Genomic DNA, 14,767 nt, shown 5'->3' with positions numbered 1-14,767 from the left:
CGAGCTGCTGGGACTTCCTCAGGGCGGCCGCCTCCCGGGCCGCGCTGCGCCGCAGACGCGCCCTGACGCAGGCCGCCCACCCGGCCGCCGGGGACGTCCTGCGCTACCTCAGCCGCGGCGCCCCCGTCCGCGCCGGCCTGCGCGACCTGGTAACCGGCCTGGAGCCGCCCGTCGTCCTCGTCGGACACAGCCTCGGCGGGATCATCGCCCTGGACACCCTCATCAGCGCACCGCTGCCCGCCGTACGGCTGCTGGTGACCGCCGGATCGCAGGCGCCGTTCCTCTACGAGTCCGGCTCCCTGCCCACCCTGGAGCACCCCGCACCGCTGCCGGCGCACGTCCCCGACTGGCTGAACCTGTACGACCCGCGCGACCTCCTCGCCTACCTGGGCGGCCCGCTGTTCCCCGGCCGGGTCACCGACGTCGCCGTCGACAGCCGCCAGCCGTTCCCCGCCTCGCACAGCGCCTACTGGACCAACCCGGACGTGTACCGGCACATCGTGGAGCGGCTGCCGTGACCGGCCCCCTCGACCCTGACCGGGTGCGCGCGCTGATCGTCGGCATCGAGCGGTACGACGCGGGGGAGGACTGGGCGCTGCCCGGCCCCGCCCGGGACGCCGTGGCCTTCCACCGGCTGCTGCGGGCGGCCGGGGTGCCCGGGCACCGGCTGCGGCTGCACCTCGCCCCGCTCGCGCCGTACGTCCCCGACGTGCCGTACGCGCCCGCCGACCACGCCACCCTGCGCCGCGTCCTGGTCCGCGAGCTGCCCGCCGACCCCGGGGACGTGCTGTGGGTGTGGTGGGGCGGGCACGGCGTGCTGGACCGGTCCGGCGGTCTGCGGCTGTTCTGCTCCGACGCCACCACCGCCGACAAGGTCGGCATCGACCTGGACTCCGCGCTCACCCGGTACGCGGGGGACGCCGTCGCCGGATTCGCCGAGCAGCTGTGGATCGTCGACGCCTGCGAGAGCTTCGAGGAGGCGCTGAACTTCCGGGACCCGCTGCCGCCGCAGGCCCTGCCGGTGGGGCGGCGCGATCTCGCCCACCGGCAGACCGTGCTGCGCGCGGCGGGCCGCGGCCGGGTGGCCGCCAACGACCCGGCGCGCGCCACGGGACTCTTCTCCGACGTCCTGCTCGGCCTGCTCGCGGAGCGGACCGCCGTGCTGCCGGGGCTGCCCGATCCCGAAGAGTTGTTTCCCGCCGTCCGGGAACGCCTCGCGGCCCTCAGAAAGGAGGGCCGTACTCTTCAGCATCCCGAGATCCGGCTGCAGAGTGCGGAGCGGGTGGAGATCCTGCCCCCGGCCGTCCCCGGCGACGCGGAGCGCGCGGTCTCGCCGCTGCTGCGCGCGGTGGAGGCGCTGCTCGCGTATCCGCTGATGAGGGACCCCGTCGAACGGCAGGCGCTGATCGGTCAGTTGAGCACCCGCGTCACCGCCACGCTGCCCCGTCACACCAAGGCCCGCACGGAGGCCACCACCCTCCTCGACACCCTCGCCCGGCGCCACCCCGCCGCCCTGTGGGAGCTGTACGACGCCGTGCTCGCCCTCGACGACGATCCCGCCCTGAAGACGGAACTGAGGGCCGCGCTGCGGGAGTTGGAGGCACGGGGGCGCAACCGCGACGGTCACGGATGATCAGGTGGCGTGATCGTACGGTTTCAGATGCGGGCAGGAATGGCCATGATGGAACAGGACACGGGGCATCGCGTGCCACCGTGCGAGAAGGGGGACGCACCTTGGACCAGCCGCCCGCACTGCACACTGCCGAAGCCGCCGCCGGTGAGCCGTTCTCCACGGCGGGTGTGCTCGGCTGGGAGTCGGATCTGGCCGATCTGGCGGCGCTGCCGTTGACCGCCGTGGACGGTCTCGACCCGCTCGATCCCACCGCCCGCCTGCTCGAAGAAGTCCTGCGTTCGTACGACGGCGTCCGAGGCGGCGGCGAGACGGGCGGCGGCGGTGATGGCGACCGGATGTAGGGCGTGTCCTCTGCAGCGCGCCGGCGACGCGGGGCCGGGCCGGCACGGCTGACGCCGCTGACGCCGCTGACGCCGCTTCTCGGCTGCTCCCGGCTGTCGGTCTCGCTCGGCAAGGCGCCGTACCGTGCGGCGATCCGACCCGGTTCCGCGGCCGGCCCGGACCCGGAGGACCGGCCCCGGCCGCGCCTGGCTCCGGGATCCCGGCGCGGTACCCCTGCCCGCCAACTCGACGGAGGTCCCGGCCATGAGCAGCGAACGGCGCCCTGCCCCCTTCCGGATGCCGGAGCGGCTCTTCGCGGAGCTGGCCACCGGCGGAGGCTCGGCGGAGGCCATTGCCTTCCTCGAGCGGGGGGAGCGGGCACGGCGGCTGCTGCTCCTGCGCACGATGCTGGACCGGCTGGAGGGGATGTCCACTCCGCTCGCCCCGGCCGCCGAGGCCTGGCAGACCGTGAAGGAAGCGGCCTCGCGGGCGCCGGAGCCCGTTGAACGGCTGCTGCTCGCCCCCGCGACCGGCCGCTGGATCGCTCACGTCCTGCGTCGCCTGCACAGCGGTTCGGCGACCGGTCCGCCGCTGTGGGCGGAGGCCGGACGGCTCTGTGCGGTGGCCGCGGCGGCGGCCGTGCACGCAGGTACGGAGACCGATCTGCGGGTGCCGCTCACCGACGGGCGGCTGCATCTGCCGGGACTCGGCCTGGTGTGCCTGCCCGACGCGCCGCCCGGGACGGCGGTCGGCAGGGCGGTGATCCGGGGCGGCCGGCTGATCCTGACCGGACCCGGCCGCGCGGGGCGGCCGGTCACGGTGGCGTGCCGTCCCCGCGCTGTGCGGATCACCGGGGCGGTGGAACCCGGATCAGCCCTGGAACCGCACTGGGTCCCCCTGCGCACCCTCACCCACACCGGCCCCGACGGAACCGTCGCCATCGCCCTCGACGATCTCGACCCCTACCGGGACCTGGACGTCCCCCTGCCGCCCGCCCGGCTCGACGCCGACGAGGCCGAGGCGTGGCAGCGACTGTTCCAGGAGGCGGCCGGGCTGCTCGCCGGAGCGGAAAGCGGTGAGCCCGGACGGCTCGATCCCTCCCTCGTCCGGGCCGTCGTGCCGTGGGGGCGGACCAGTTCGCAGCCACCGGCCCCGCCGACCGTGTGGATGTCCGCGTCCAGCGGCGACTCCTTCGGCGCCATGGTGATATCCCGCCCGGGCACGGCGCTCGCGCTCGCCGAGACCCTGGTCCACGAGTTCCAGCACAGCAAGCTGGGCGCCCTTCTCCACCTCTTCCCGCTCCTCGACGACGACCGCGAGGAGCGCTACTACGCCCCCTGGCGCCCCGACCCCCGCCATCTGACCGGCCTGCTGCACGGCGCGTACGCGTTCACCGCCGTCGCCGGCTTCTGGCGGGACCGGATGGCCGAGCCCGACCACGCCGACCGGGCCGCCTACCACTTCGCACTGCGCCGCCTGCAGAGCCGGCTGGTCGTACGGACCCTGCTGAACAGCGGCCGGCTCACCGCGCCCGGCCGGCGGCTCGTCACCGGACTCGCCCGCACCCTGGACGCCTGGCTGCGCGAGCCCGTCGCCCCCGACGCCCTCGCGCGGGCCCGTACGGCCGCCGCGCTCCACCGCACCGAGTGGCGGCTGCGCAACGTCGCACCGGGGCCCGGCGCCGTGCCCCGCCTGCGGCCCGACCGGGAGCACTGGCCCGACCGGCGCACCCAGGCCTTCGCCGTCCGCCCCACCGCCCCGCGCACCGCCGACGAGCACCTCGCCGCCGCCGACCCGGCCACCGCGCTCACCCACTACGCCGACGCCCTCACCGCCCACCCCGCCGACCCCCACCTCCTGGCCGGCTGGATCGTCGCCCACGCCACCAAGAACCCCGGCCCCACCACCCGCCGCCTCCTGGCCCGCCCGGAACTCCTCCAGCCCCAGCCCAGCGGCTAGCCTCCGGCGGTTCGGGGCAGTTGGGTGTGGCTCCCTGGGCGCCTCCCGTGGCGAGCGGTGCGGTGCTGGACGCGGGAGGCGCACGCGTGCGGCTGGGGCCGGTCGCCCGCGGCGGGTGCGGGTGACGTGCACGCGCGGGGGCGGCGGGCAATCGCTCGGGCGGGGCGTGGGTGACGTGCACGCGCGGGGGCGGCGGGCAATCGCTCGGGCGGGGCGTGGGTGGTGTGTACGCGGAGGGCCGGGGCGCCCACGCCGTGTCCGGGCGGGGGCGTGCGGCCGGCCTTGATGCGCTGCTCGCCTGCGGGGCGGTGAGACAGGGGGTGACGCGCCGCGCCGGGGCGGTGGGCGGACGCTCGAGTGGTTGCCGCATGTGGGGCGTGGGATGCCGCGTGGCGGGCTGTTCACCGACCCCGCTCGGCTTCCGAGCGGTGGGGTGGTGGCGCGTACGTATGGGGTCGGGGATGGGGGCTGCGGCGCCGCGCGGGATGGAGGCCGGCCCGCAGTCCTCGGGGCGGAACCGCTCGACGCGGTGGTGGTGGCGAAAGGGGGGTGAACAGGCGCGCGAATGGTCAGGATGGAGGCATGGGATTCCATGTCGACTCCGAGGCCGGGCGGCTGCGCCACGTCATCCTGCACCGGCCGGATCTGGAGCTCAAAAGGCTCACCCCCAGCAACAAGGACGCCCTGCTCTTCGACGACGTGCTGTGGGTCCGCCGGGCGCGGGCCGAGCACGACGGGTTCGCCGACGTGCTGCGCGACCGCGGCGTCACCGTGCACCTCTTCGGCGACCTGCTCACCGAGGCCCTGGAGATCCCGGCGGCCCGAGCGCTCGTCCTCGACCGGGTCTTCGACGAGAAGGAGTACGGTCCGCTCGCCACCGACCATCTCCGCGCCGCCTTCGAGACGCTGCCCGCCCGGGAGCTGGCGGAGGCGCTGGTCGGCGGGATGACGAAGCGGGAGTTCCTGGAGGCGCACCCGGAGCCGGTCTCGGTGCGGTTCCATGTGATGGACCTCGACGCCTTCCTGCTGCGCCCGCTGCCCAACCACCTGTTCACCCGGGACACCTCCGCCTGGATCTACGACGGCGTCTCCATCAACGCGATGCGCTGGCCCGCCCGCCAGCGGGAGACCGTGCACTTCGAGGCGATCTACCGCCACCACCCGCTCTTCCGCCGCGAGGACTTCCACCTCTGGTCGGAGGGACAGGCCGACTACCCGTCCACCATCGAGGGCGGCGACGTCCTCGTCATCGGCAACGGCGCCGTCCTGATCGGCATGAGCGAGCGCACCACCCCGCAGGCCGTCGAGATGCTCGCGCACAAGCTCTTCGCGGCCGGTTCCGCCCGGACGATCGTGGCGCTCGACATGCCGAAGCGGCGCGCCCTGATGCACCTCGACACCGTGATGACGATGGTCGACGGGGACACCTTCACGCAGTACGCCGGTCTCGGCATGCTCCGCTCCTACACCATCGAACCCGGCACCGAGGACAAGGAGCTGAAGGTCACCGACCATCCGCCGGAGCACATGCACCGCGCCATCGCCGCCGCGCTCGGCCTCAGCGAGATCCGCGTGCTGACCGCCACCCAGGACGTGCACGCCGCCGAGCGGGAGCAGTGGGACGACGGCTGCAACGTCCTCGCCGTCGAGCCCGGCGTGGTCGTCGCCTACGAGCGCAACTCCACCACCAACACCCATCTGCGCAAGCAGGGCATCGAGGTGATCGAGATCCCGGGCAGCGAGCTGGGCCGGGGCCGGGGCGGGCCGCGCTGTATGAGCTGTCCGGTGCAGCGGGACGCCGTATGAGCACCGGCCGGGCCGGCAACGGGACACGCTCCGCATAGTCATGTGAAGAGTCGTATAGACTTCCAGTCGTCCTGCCGTCGTCCCCGTACCTGGAGCGCCCCATGGCGACCGTCCCGACCGCCCTCGCCGGCCGTCACTTCCTCAAGGAGCTCGACTTCACCGAGCAGGAGTTCCTGGGGCTGATCGAGCTGGCCGCCGAGCTGAAGGCGGCCAAGAAGGCCGGGACCGAGACCCAGTATCTGCGCGGCAGGAACATCGCGCTGATCTTCGAGAAGACCTCCACCCGCACCCGCTGCGCCTTCGAGGTCGCCGCCGCCGACCAGGGCGCGCGCACCACCTACCTCGACCCCTCCGGCTCGCAGATGGGGCACAAGGAGTCCGTGAAGGACACCGCCCGCGTCCTCGGCCGTATGTTCGACGCCATCGAGTACCGGGGCGACAGCCAGGCCGGCGTCGAGGAGCTGGCCGCGCACGCCGGGGTGCCGGTCTACAACGGTCTCACCGACGACTGGCACCCCACCCAGATGCTCGCCGACGTGCTCACCATGACCGAGCACACCACCAAGCCGGTCAAGGAGATCGCCTTCGCCTACCTCGGCGACGCCCGCTTCAACATGGGCAACTCCTACCTGATCACCGGCGCCCTGCTCGGCATGGACGTCCGCATCGTCGCCCCGAAGTCCTACTGGCCCGCCCAGGAGATCACCGACCGCGCCCGCGAGCTGGCCGGGACGAGCGGCGCCCGGATCACCCTCACCGAGTCCGTCGCGGAGGGTGTGCGCGGCGCCGACTTCGTCGCCACCGACGTCTGGGTCTCCATGGGCGAGCCCAAGGAGGTCTGGGACGAGCGGATCGCCGCCCTCGGCCCGTACGCGGTCACGATGGACGTGCTGCGCGCCACCGGCAACCCGGACGTGCGGTTCCTGCACTGCCTGCCCGCCTTCCACGACCTGGGCACCGAGGTCGGCCGCGAGATCCATGAGCGCCACGGCCTGGAGTCGTTGGAGGTCACCGACGAGGTGTTCGAGTCGGCGCACTCGGTCGTCTTCGACGAGGCCGAGAACCGGCTGCACACCATCAAGGCCGTCCTCGTCGCCACGCTCGCCTGAGCGGAGCGCGTCACACGCGGTATCCCGCCCGCCTGACCGGGCCTTATGCTGTCCGGCGGCCCGGAGCCACCCCTTCCGGAGCCGCCGCGCGCCCCCACCCGGGCGCATGTCCGTCCCCAGAAACGAGCACCACCCGCATGCCCCGCATCAAATCCCCCGCCCTCCTGGTCGCCGAATCCGGCGCCGACCGCGAGGGTCACGGCCTCCGCCGCACGATGGGCCTGTTCCAGCTGATCTGCTTCGGCGTCGGCGCGATCGTCGGCACCGGCATCTTCGTCGGCCTGTCCGACTCGGTCGCCCAGGCCGGCCCGGCCGTCGTCGTCTCCTTCGTCCTCGCCGCGATCACCTGCGTGTTCACCGCGTTCGCGTTCGCCGAGCTGGGCGGCGCGATCCCGGTCTCCGGCTCCTCGTACTCCTTCGCCTACGCCGGACTCGGCGAGACCACCGCCTTCCTGGTCGGCTGGTGCCTGCTGCTGGAGTACGGCGTCTCCGTCTCCGCGGTCGCGGTCGGCTGGAGCCAGTACGTCAACGAACTCCTCGACAGCCTGATCGGCGTCCAGCTGCCCGCCGCGCTCTCCGCGAGCCCCGGCGACGGCGGCGCCGTGAACCTCCCGGCGGTCATCGTCATCGCCATGGCCGCCCTGCTGCTGGTGCGGGGCGTGCGCGAGAGCGCCCGCGCCACCGCCGCCATGGCCGTGCTCAAGCTGGCCATCCTCGTCGCCTTCTGCGCGATCGGCTTCAGCGCCTTCCAGGACGGCAACCTGATGCCGTTCGCGCCCGCCGGCCTCGCCGGTATCGGCGCCGGCACCACGGCCGCCTTCTTCTCGTACATCGGCTTCGACGCGATCACCACGGCCGGCGAGGAGGCCAAGAACCCGCGCCGGGACATCCCCGTCGCGATCCTCGTCTGCATCGGTCTGGTCACCCTGCTGTACTGCGCGGTGGCCCTCGCCGCGACCGGCGCCATCGGCGGCGACGCGGTCGGCGGGCAGCCCGCCGCGCTGTCGTACGTCGTCAACGAGGTCACCGGCTCCGGCATCGGCGGCGGCATCATCGCCTTCGGCGCGGTCGTCGCCATCGCCTCCGTGGTGCTCGCCGTGATGTACGGCCAGAGCCGCATCCTGATGTCGATGGCCCGCGACGGCCTGGTCCCGGCCGTCTTCGAGAAGGTCTCGCCGCGCACCGCCACCCCGGTCGCGGGCACCCTGATCATCGCGGTCGTCTTCGCCGTCCCGGCGGCCTTCTCCTCGCTGGACGCCGTGGTCAACCTGTGCACCATCGGCACGCTCGCGGTCATGGCCGCCGTCAACGTCGCGGTGATCGCGCTGCGCCGCCGCGAGCCGGACCTGCCCCGCACCTTCCGGGTGCCGCTGTACCCCGTGCTGCCGCTGCTCGGCGTCGGCTGCTGCCTGTACCTGATGTACGAGACGGGCTGGACGACCTGGGTGCAGTTCGCCGTCTTCCTCGTCGTCGGCCTGCTGGTCTACCTCGGCTACGGGCGCCGCAGGTCGCGGCTGGCGCGGACCGGGGTCACGCCGGACGCTGACGCCACTGACGCTGACGCGGTACCGCAGCCAGTCTGAACCACACCGCCTTGCCGGACTCGGTGGGGCGGTGACCGCACGCCGAGCTGAGGGCGCGGATCAGCAGCAGTCCGCGCCCGCCCTCCTCCCAGAGGTCCGGCTCGCTGTCGGCCGCGTGCGCGAGGTCGCCGGGCGGCTCCGGGTCCGGGTCGTGCACCTCGACCGTGCAGCCGTTCGGCAGCACCTCCACGACCAGCTCTATCGGGGCGTCCCCCGCGGTGTGCTCGACGGCGTTGGCGACCAGCTCCGCCGTCAGCAGCTCGGCCGTGTCGGTGTCGCTCGCGTGCTCCAGCTCGGCCAGGGCGGTACGGACCAGTGCGCGGGCCACGGGCACGGCCGCCGTCGAGTGCGGCAGCGCGACGCGCCAGCAGGCGGGGGGTGAGGGGCGTTCGGGCAAGGCGAGTCCGTTCGTGGCGCAGGTCTCCCGCAGTCGGGCACAGGCTGTCCTGCTGTCGACAACCGATGGTACGGGGCGGCCCGCCGAAGCCCTCCGGGGGGCGCCAACCCGTTACCGGGCTGTGGTCGGGCGGGCGACGTCCGGTCACACCGTGACATCTGCCCGCCCGGCATATCGCGCACTCATGACGACAGTCACGTATGAGTGATAACTTCATGAGGCACCCTCCCTCTGCCGAGGAGGCCGTCCGCCATGAGTCCCTTCACCGGCTCCGCCGCCCGCACCCCCCGCTGGCGGCATCTGCGCGTCGGCCTCGCCGACGGCGTCGCCACCGTCACCCTCGCCCGCCCCGAGAAACTCAACGCGCTCACCTTCGGCGCCTACGCCGACCTGCGGGACCTGCTCGCCGAGCTGTCCCGGGAGCGGGCCGTGCGCGCCCTGGTCCTGGCCGGTGAGGGGCGCGGCTTCTGCTCCGGCGGCGACGTCGACGAGATCATCGGCGCCACCCTCGCCATGGACACCGCCCGGCTCCTCGACTTCAACCGGATGACCGGCCAGGTGGTCCGCGCCATCCGCGAGTGCCCCTTCCCGGTGATCGCGGCGGTGCACGGCGTCGCCGCGGGCGCCGGCGCGGTCCTCGCCCTCGCCGCCGACTTCCGCGTCGCCGACCCCACCGCCCGCTTCGCCTTCCTCTTCACCCGCGTCGGCCTCTCCGGCGGTGACATGGGCGCCGCCTACCTGCTGCCCCGCGTCGTCGGCCTCGGCCACGCCACCCGCCTGCTGATGCTCGGCGAACCGGTCCGGGCCGCGGAAGCCGAACGCATCGGCCTGATCAGCCACCTCGCCGACGACGGCGGCGCCGACGAGGCCGCCCGGACCCTGGCCCACCGCCTGGCCGAGGGCCCCGCCCTGGCGTACGCCCAGACCAAGGCCCTCCTCACCGCCGAGCTGGACATGCCCCTGGCCGCGTCCGTCGAACTGGACGCCTCGACCCAGGCGCTCCTCATGACCGGCGACGACTACCGGGAGTTCCACAAGGCGTTCACCGAAAAGCGCCCCCCGAAATGGAGCGGACGGTGACCACGACTCGCCCAGGGGCGCGGGGAACTGCGCGATCAGCCACCCGACACCCGCAGCCGCCCGGGACGCCGAGCCACCCCCTGCGCATCGCGATCATCGGCGGAGGCCCCGGCGGCCTCTACGCCGCGGCCCTCCTCAAACGCCTCGACCCGCGGCGCGCCGTCACGGTCTGGGAACGCAAGGCCCCCGACGACACCTTCGGCTTCGGCGTCGTCCTCTCCGACGAGACCCTCGGCGGCATCGAACACGCCGACCCCGTCGTCCACGAAGCCCTCCAGCGCCACTTCGTCCGCTGGGACGACATCCACATCACCCACCGCGGCACCCGCCACACCTCCGGCGGCCACGGCTTCGCCGCCCTCGGCAGGAAACGCCTCCTGCAGATCCTGCACGAGCGCTGCCGGACCCTCGGCGTGGACCTGCGCTTTTGCTCCCGGGCCCCGCACCCCGCCCGGCTCACCGAGTCCCACGACCTGGTCATCGCGGCCGACGGCCTCCACAGCACCACCCGCGACGCCTACGCCCACGTCTTCCGCCCCCACCTCACCCCCCACCGCTGCCGCTACATCTGGCTCGCCGCCGACTTCGCCTTCGACGCGTTCCGCTTCGACATCGCCGAGACCGAACACGGCGTGATGCAGCTGCACGCCTACCCCTACGCGCCCGACGCCTCCACCGTGATCGTCGAGATGCGCGAGGAGGTCTGGCGCGCCGCCGGCTTCCACGACATGGACGAGCGGGATTCCGTCGACCGCTGCGCCAAGATCTTCGCCGACGCCCTGCGCGGCCGTCCGCTCCAGTCGAACAAGTCGGCCTGGACGCGGTTCCGCACGGTCGTCAACGAACACTGGTCGGCCGGCAACCTGGTGCTCCTCGGCGACGCCGCCCACACCGCGCACTTCTCCATCGGCTCCGGCACCAAGCTCGCCGTCGAGGACGCCCTCGCCCTCGCCGCCTGCCTGGACGAACAGCCGTCCCTGGACACGGCGCTCGCCGCCTACGAGGAGGAGCGCAAGCCGGTCGTCGCCTCCACCCAGCGCGCGGCCCGCGCCAGCCTGGAGTGGTTCGAGAACCTGGCCCTGTACCGGGACCAGCCGCCCCGCCAGTTCGCCTTCAACCTGCTCACCCGCAGCCGCCGCGTCACCCACGACAACCTGCGGCTGCGCGACGCCCGCTTCACCGAGGCCGTGGAGCGCGAGTTCGGCTGCCCGCCGGGTACGCCGCCGATGTTCACCCCGTTCCGGCTGCGCGGGCTGACCCTGCGCAACCGGGTCGTCGTCTCGCCCATGGACATGTACTCGGCGGTCGACGGCGTCCCCGGCGACTTCCACCTCGTCCACCTGGGCGCACGGGCGCTCGGCGGCGCCGGACTGGTGATGACGGAAATGGTGTGCGTCAGCGAGCAGGGGCGGATCACCCCCGGCTGCGCCGGCCTCTACACCGGCAGGCAGACCGTGGCCTGGCGGCGGATCACCGACTTCGTGCACCGGCAGGCCCCGGGCACCGCGATCGGCGTGCAGCTCGGCCACTCGGGGCGCAAGGGCTCGACCCGGGTGATGTGGGAGGGCATCGACGAGCCGCTGCCCGACGGCAACTGGCCGCTCGTGGCCGCCTCCCCGCTGCCGTACAAGCCGGGCAGCCAGACGCCGCGCGAGCTGTCCCGCGCGCAACTCACTGATCTGCGCGAGCAGTTCGCGGCCGCCGCCGGCCGGGCCGCGCGCGCCGGGTTCGACCTGCTCGAACTGCACTGCGGGCACGGCTATCTGCTCTCCGGTTTCCTCTCCCCGCTCACCAACCGCCGCACCGACGCCTACGGCGGCTGTCTGGAGCGACGGCTGCGCTTCCCGCTGGAGGTCTTCGACGCCGTACGCGCCGTATGGCCCGGGGAGCGGCCCATGACCGTGCGGATCTCCGCCACCGACTGGGCCGAGGGCGGCACCACCGCCGACGACGCCGTCGAGATCGCCCGTGCCTTCGCCGCGCACGGCGCCGACGCGATCGACGTGTCGACCGGGCAGGTGGTGGCCGACGAGCAGCCGCGGTTCGGACGCTCCTACCAGACCCCGTTCGCCGACCGCATCCGCCACGAGGCCCGCGTCCCGGTCGTCGCCGTCGGCGCGATCTCCTCCTGGGACGACGTCAACTCCCTCATCCTGGGCGGGCGGACCGACCTGTGCGCGCTGGCCCGCCCGCACCTGTACGACCCGCACTGGACGCTGCACGCGGCGGCCGAACAGGGCTACGAGGGTCCGGGCGTCGTCTGGCCGGCGCCTTACCGCGCGGGCAGCAGGCGGCCCCGCACGGGGCGTACCGACGCGCCCAAGCCCCGCCTCAGTCTGCGGAGTTGACGGGAACGCCCGCGAAGGCCGCCCCCGCGTCGCGCAGCCGCTCGTGCAGCCCGCGGAACACGGCCGCCGAGCGTGCCCCCGGCCAGTCCTCCGGCAGCAGCCGGGCCGGGAGCCCCGGGTCGGCGTACGGCAGATGGCGCCAGGAGTCGAGGGCGAGCAGATAGTCCCGGTAGGCCTCCTCGGGCGGGGTGTCGGACCGCCGCTCCCAGTCGCTCAGCACCCGCGCGTGCCGGTCCAGGAACGCCTCGTGCTCCTTGGCGATGGCGGCCAGGTCCCACCAGCGGGCCACCGCCTCCGCGGTCGCCGCGAAACCCAGGTGCTCACCGCGGAAGAGGTCGACGTACCCCTCCAGGCGCAGCCGTTGCAGGGTGTGCCGGGTCTCCTCGTACAGCCGGGCCGGGGCGATCCACACGCCGGGCGCGGCCGTGCCGAAGCCCAGTCCGGCCAGCCGGGAGCGCAGCACGTGCCGCTTCTGCCGTTCGGTCTCCGGGACGGAGAACACGGCGAGCACCCAGCCCTCGTCCTCGGGCGGCACGGCCGCGTAGATCCGCCGGTCGCCGTCGTCGAGCAGCTGGCGGGCGTCCGGGGACAGCGCGTACCCGGCGGCGCCCTGCCCGGTGCGGGCGGGGACGAGCAGGCCGCGCCGTTTGAGCCGGGAGACCGACGAGCGCACCGAGGGCGCGTCCACGCCGACGGCGGCCAGCAGCCTGATCAGCTCGGCGACGGGCACCGGGCCGGGGAGGAAGCGGCCGTACGCCCCGTAGAGCGTGACGATGAGGGACCGGGGAGCGTGCTGGTCGGACACGTTGATCATTTTAGGTCGTGCCGGTGGCCGCCGGTCCCCGGTCCTCGGCTTCGGCCCGCAGGCGGAACCGCTGGAGCTTGCCGGTCGCCGTGCGCGGCAGCGCGTCCAGGAAGACGATCTCGCGCGGGCACTTGTACGGCGCCAGCTCCTTCCTGACGAACGCGCGCAGCGCCTCGGCGTCCCGCGCGGCGCCCTCACCGACGACGACATACGCCACCACGGCCGCCCCGCGCGCCTCGTCGGGCCGGCCGACGACCGCCGCCTCGGCGACGTCGGGGTGGCGCAGCAGCGCCTCCTCGACCTCGGGGCCCGCGATGTTGTACCCGGCGGAGATGATCATGTCGTCGGCGCGGGCGACGTAGCGGAAGTAGCCGTCGCTCTCGCGGACGTAGGTGTCGCCGGTGATGTTCCAGCCGTCGCGGACGTACTCCGTCTGCCGCGGGTCGGCGAGATAGCGGCAGCCGACCGGGCCGCGCACGGCGAGCAGGCCGGGCTCGCCGTCGGGGACCGGCTCGCCGTTCGCGTCCTGCACGCGCGCCTGCCAGCCGGGCACCGGCACCCCGGTCGTGCCGGGCCGGATGTGCTCGTCGGCGGCCGAGATGAAGATGTGCAGCAGCTCGGTGGCGCCGATGCCGTTGATGATCCGCAGCCCGGTGCGCTCGTGCCAGGCGTGCCAGGTGGCCTCCGGCAGGTTCTCGCCCGCGGAGACGCAGCGGCGCAGCGACGACAGGTCGTGGCCGTCCAGGCCGGCGAGCATCGCGCGGTACGCCGTCGGGGCGGTGAACAGCACCGACACCCGGTGCTCGGCGATCGCCGGCAGGAGCCGGGCGGGGTTGGCCTGTTCGAGGAGGAGGGCGCTGGCGCCCGCGCGCAGCGGGAACACGACGAGACCGCCGAGGCCGAAGGTGAACCCGAGCGGCGGGCTGCCCGCGAAGACGTCGTCGGGGCGCGGCTTCAGCACGTGCCGGGCGAAGGTGTCGGCGATGGCCAGCACGTCACGGTGGAAGTGCGCGCAGCCCTTCGGGCGGCCGGTGGTGCCGGAGGTGAAGGCGATCAGCGCCACGTCGTCGGCGGCGGTGTCCACGGCCGGGTACGGCGTCGCGGGCGTGGGCCGGTTCAGCAGGTCGTCCGGGCCGTCGCCGCCGTACGTGGTGATCCGCAGGCCCGGTATCGCGGCCCTGGCGAGGTCGTCGACCGCGCGGATGTCGCACAGGGCGTGCCGCACCCGGGCGATCTCGCACATCGTGGCCAGCTCGTGCGGGCGCTGCTGGGCCAGTACGGTGACGGCGATCGCCCCCGCCTTCAGGACGGCCAGCCAGCAGGCGGCCAGCCAGGGCGTGGTGGGGCCGCGCAGCAGCACCCGGTTGCCGGGGACGACGCCCAGCTCGCCGGTGAGGAGGTGGGCGAGGCGGTCGACGCGGGCGCGCAGATCGCCGTAGGTCCAGGTGGGGCCGTCGGGGGTGTGGAAGACGGGGCGGTCGTCCGGGGGACCGTCCAGCAGCGCGGCGGCGCAGTTGAGCCGTTCGGGGTGGCGCAGCTCCGGCAGGTCGAAGCGGAGTTCGGGCCACTGGCCGGGCGGCGGGAGGTGGTCGCGGGCGAAGGTGTCGACGTGCGCGGAGCGGGTCGGGCGGGCCGGGCCGGACGGGTGGTGCCGGTCGGCCGGGCGGTGCGCGTGGGTCGGGCGGGCCGAGTGGGTCGGGCGGTCCATGGCGGTTCGCCCCCTTGC

At 74.0% G+C, this 14,767-nt stretch carries 12 protein-coding genes; 9 read left to right on the top strand and 3 right to left on the bottom strand.

All coding sequences use genetic code 11. The features are described from left to right. The 7 genes from AB0K92_RS22075 to AB0K92_RS22045 all read left to right on the top strand — a co-directional run. Positions 1-518 (top strand): alpha/beta fold hydrolase (locus AB0K92_RS22075; protein ID WP_365925340.1); only part of this gene is annotated, 518 nt, incomplete at its 5' end. Beyond that, positions 515-1,633, top strand: coding sequence for a caspase family protein (locus tag AB0K92_RS22070; RefSeq protein WP_365925335.1), 1,119 nt, complete (start codon positions 515-517; stop codon positions 1,631-1,633). The genes AB0K92_RS22075 and AB0K92_RS22070, both read left to right, overlap by 4 nt. 101 nt (positions 1,634-1,734) lie before the next feature. Continuing rightward, positions 1,735-1,974, top strand: coding sequence for a hypothetical protein (locus AB0K92_RS22065; protein ID WP_365925333.1), 240 nt, complete (start codon positions 1,735-1,737; stop codon positions 1,972-1,974). A gap of 244 nt (positions 1,975-2,218) precedes the next feature. Then, the gene (locus AB0K92_RS22060) at positions 2,219-3,913 is read left to right on the top strand and encodes an HEXXH motif domain-containing protein (RefSeq protein WP_365925331.1); all 1,695 of its coding nucleotides are present in this window, start codon (positions 2,219-2,221) and stop codon (positions 3,911-3,913) included. Positions 3,914-4,495: 582 nt separating this feature from the next. After that, the gene (locus tag AB0K92_RS22055) at positions 4,496-5,719 is read left to right on the top strand and encodes an arginine deiminase (RefSeq protein WP_365925329.1); all 1,224 of its coding nucleotides are present in this window, start codon (positions 4,496-4,498) and stop codon (positions 5,717-5,719) included. Positions 5,720-5,820: 101 nt separating this feature from the next. Then, positions 5,821-6,828, top strand: coding sequence for an ornithine carbamoyltransferase (gene argF / locus AB0K92_RS22050; protein ID WP_365925327.1), 1,008 nt, complete (start codon positions 5,821-5,823; stop codon positions 6,826-6,828). Positions 6,829-6,965: 137 nt separating this feature from the next. After that, positions 6,966-8,411 carry an amino acid permease gene (locus tag AB0K92_RS22045; protein ID WP_365925325.1) on the top strand — a complete coding sequence of 482 codons (1,446 nt, stop codon included), beginning with the start codon at positions 6,966-6,968 and terminating at the stop codon, positions 8,409-8,411. Here the strand turns inward: AB0K92_RS22045 and AB0K92_RS22040 are convergent. Continuing rightward, positions 8,359-8,808, bottom strand: a complete 450-nt coding sequence (locus AB0K92_RS22040) for an ATP-binding protein (protein ID WP_365925324.1) — start codon at positions 8,806-8,808, stop codon at positions 8,359-8,361. The genes AB0K92_RS22045 and AB0K92_RS22040 overlap by 53 nt on opposite strands. Positions 8,809-9,060: 252 nt before the next feature. On the opposite strand from AB0K92_RS22040, the gene AB0K92_RS22035 reads away from it, so the two are divergent. Both AB0K92_RS22035 and AB0K92_RS22030 read left to right on the top strand, forming a co-directional pair. Then, complete coding sequence (locus AB0K92_RS22035; protein ID WP_365925322.1) at positions 9,061-9,888, top strand: enoyl-CoA hydratase family protein; 828 nt, start codon at positions 9,061-9,063, stop codon at positions 9,886-9,888. Further along, a complete protein-coding gene (locus tag AB0K92_RS22030) occupies positions 9,873-12,236 on the top strand; it encodes a bifunctional salicylyl-CoA 5-hydroxylase/oxidoreductase (RefSeq protein ID WP_365925320.1) in 2,364 nt (787 codons plus the stop codon). Before AB0K92_RS22035 ends, AB0K92_RS22030 begins: the two co-directional genes overlap by 16 nt. On the opposite strand, the gene AB0K92_RS22025 is transcribed toward AB0K92_RS22030, so the two are convergent. Both AB0K92_RS22025 and AB0K92_RS22020 read right to left on the bottom strand, forming a co-directional pair. Then, positions 12,220-13,050 (bottom strand): PaaX family transcriptional regulator C-terminal domain-containing protein, encoded by an 831-nt coding sequence (locus AB0K92_RS22025; RefSeq protein ID WP_365925318.1) that lies wholly within the window; start codon positions 13,048-13,050, stop codon positions 12,220-12,222. The two genes, AB0K92_RS22030 and AB0K92_RS22025, sit on opposite strands and share 17 nt — an antisense overlap. Before the next feature lies 1 nt (position 13,051). Then, on the bottom strand, positions 13,052-14,749 hold the full coding sequence (locus AB0K92_RS22020; RefSeq protein ID WP_365925316.1) for an AMP-binding protein: 1,698 nt from the start codon (positions 14,747-14,749) through the stop codon (positions 13,052-13,054). Positions 14,750-14,767: the final 18 nt, after the last annotated feature.

This window comes from Streptomyces sp. NPDC052687 (genome assembly GCF_040678395.1).
Taxonomy (GTDB): domain Bacteria; phylum Actinomycetota; class Actinomycetes; order Streptomycetales; family Streptomycetaceae; genus Streptomyces.
This window is presented reverse-complemented; position numbering and strand designations above follow the sequence as displayed.

Coding starts and splice junctions, on each gene's coding strand:
- AB0K92_RS22055 (WP_365925329.1), top strand. CDS start 4,496: ATGGGATTCCATGTCGACTCCGAGGCCGGGCGGCTGCGCCACGTCATC.
- AB0K92_RS22025 (WP_365925318.1), bottom strand. CDS start 13,050: ATGATCAACGTGTCCGACCAGCACGCTCCCCGGTCCCTCATCGTCACG.
- AB0K92_RS22030 (WP_365925320.1), top strand. CDS start 9,873: ATGGAGCGGACGGTGACCACGACTCGCCCAGGGGCGCGGGGAACTGCG.
- AB0K92_RS22035 (WP_365925322.1), top strand. CDS start 9,061: ATGAGTCCCTTCACCGGCTCCGCCGCCCGCACCCCCCGCTGGCGGCAT.
- AB0K92_RS22060 (WP_365925331.1), top strand. CDS start 2,219: ATGAGCAGCGAACGGCGCCCTGCCCCCTTCCGGATGCCGGAGCGGCTC.
- AB0K92_RS22045 (WP_365925325.1), top strand. CDS start 6,966: ATGCCCCGCATCAAATCCCCCGCCCTCCTGGTCGCCGAATCCGGCGCC.
- argF (WP_365925327.1), top strand. CDS start 5,821: ATGGCGACCGTCCCGACCGCCCTCGCCGGCCGTCACTTCCTCAAGGAG.
- AB0K92_RS22020 (WP_365925316.1), bottom strand. CDS start 14,749: ATGGACCGCCCGACCCACTCGGCCCGCCCGACCCACGCGCACCGCCCG.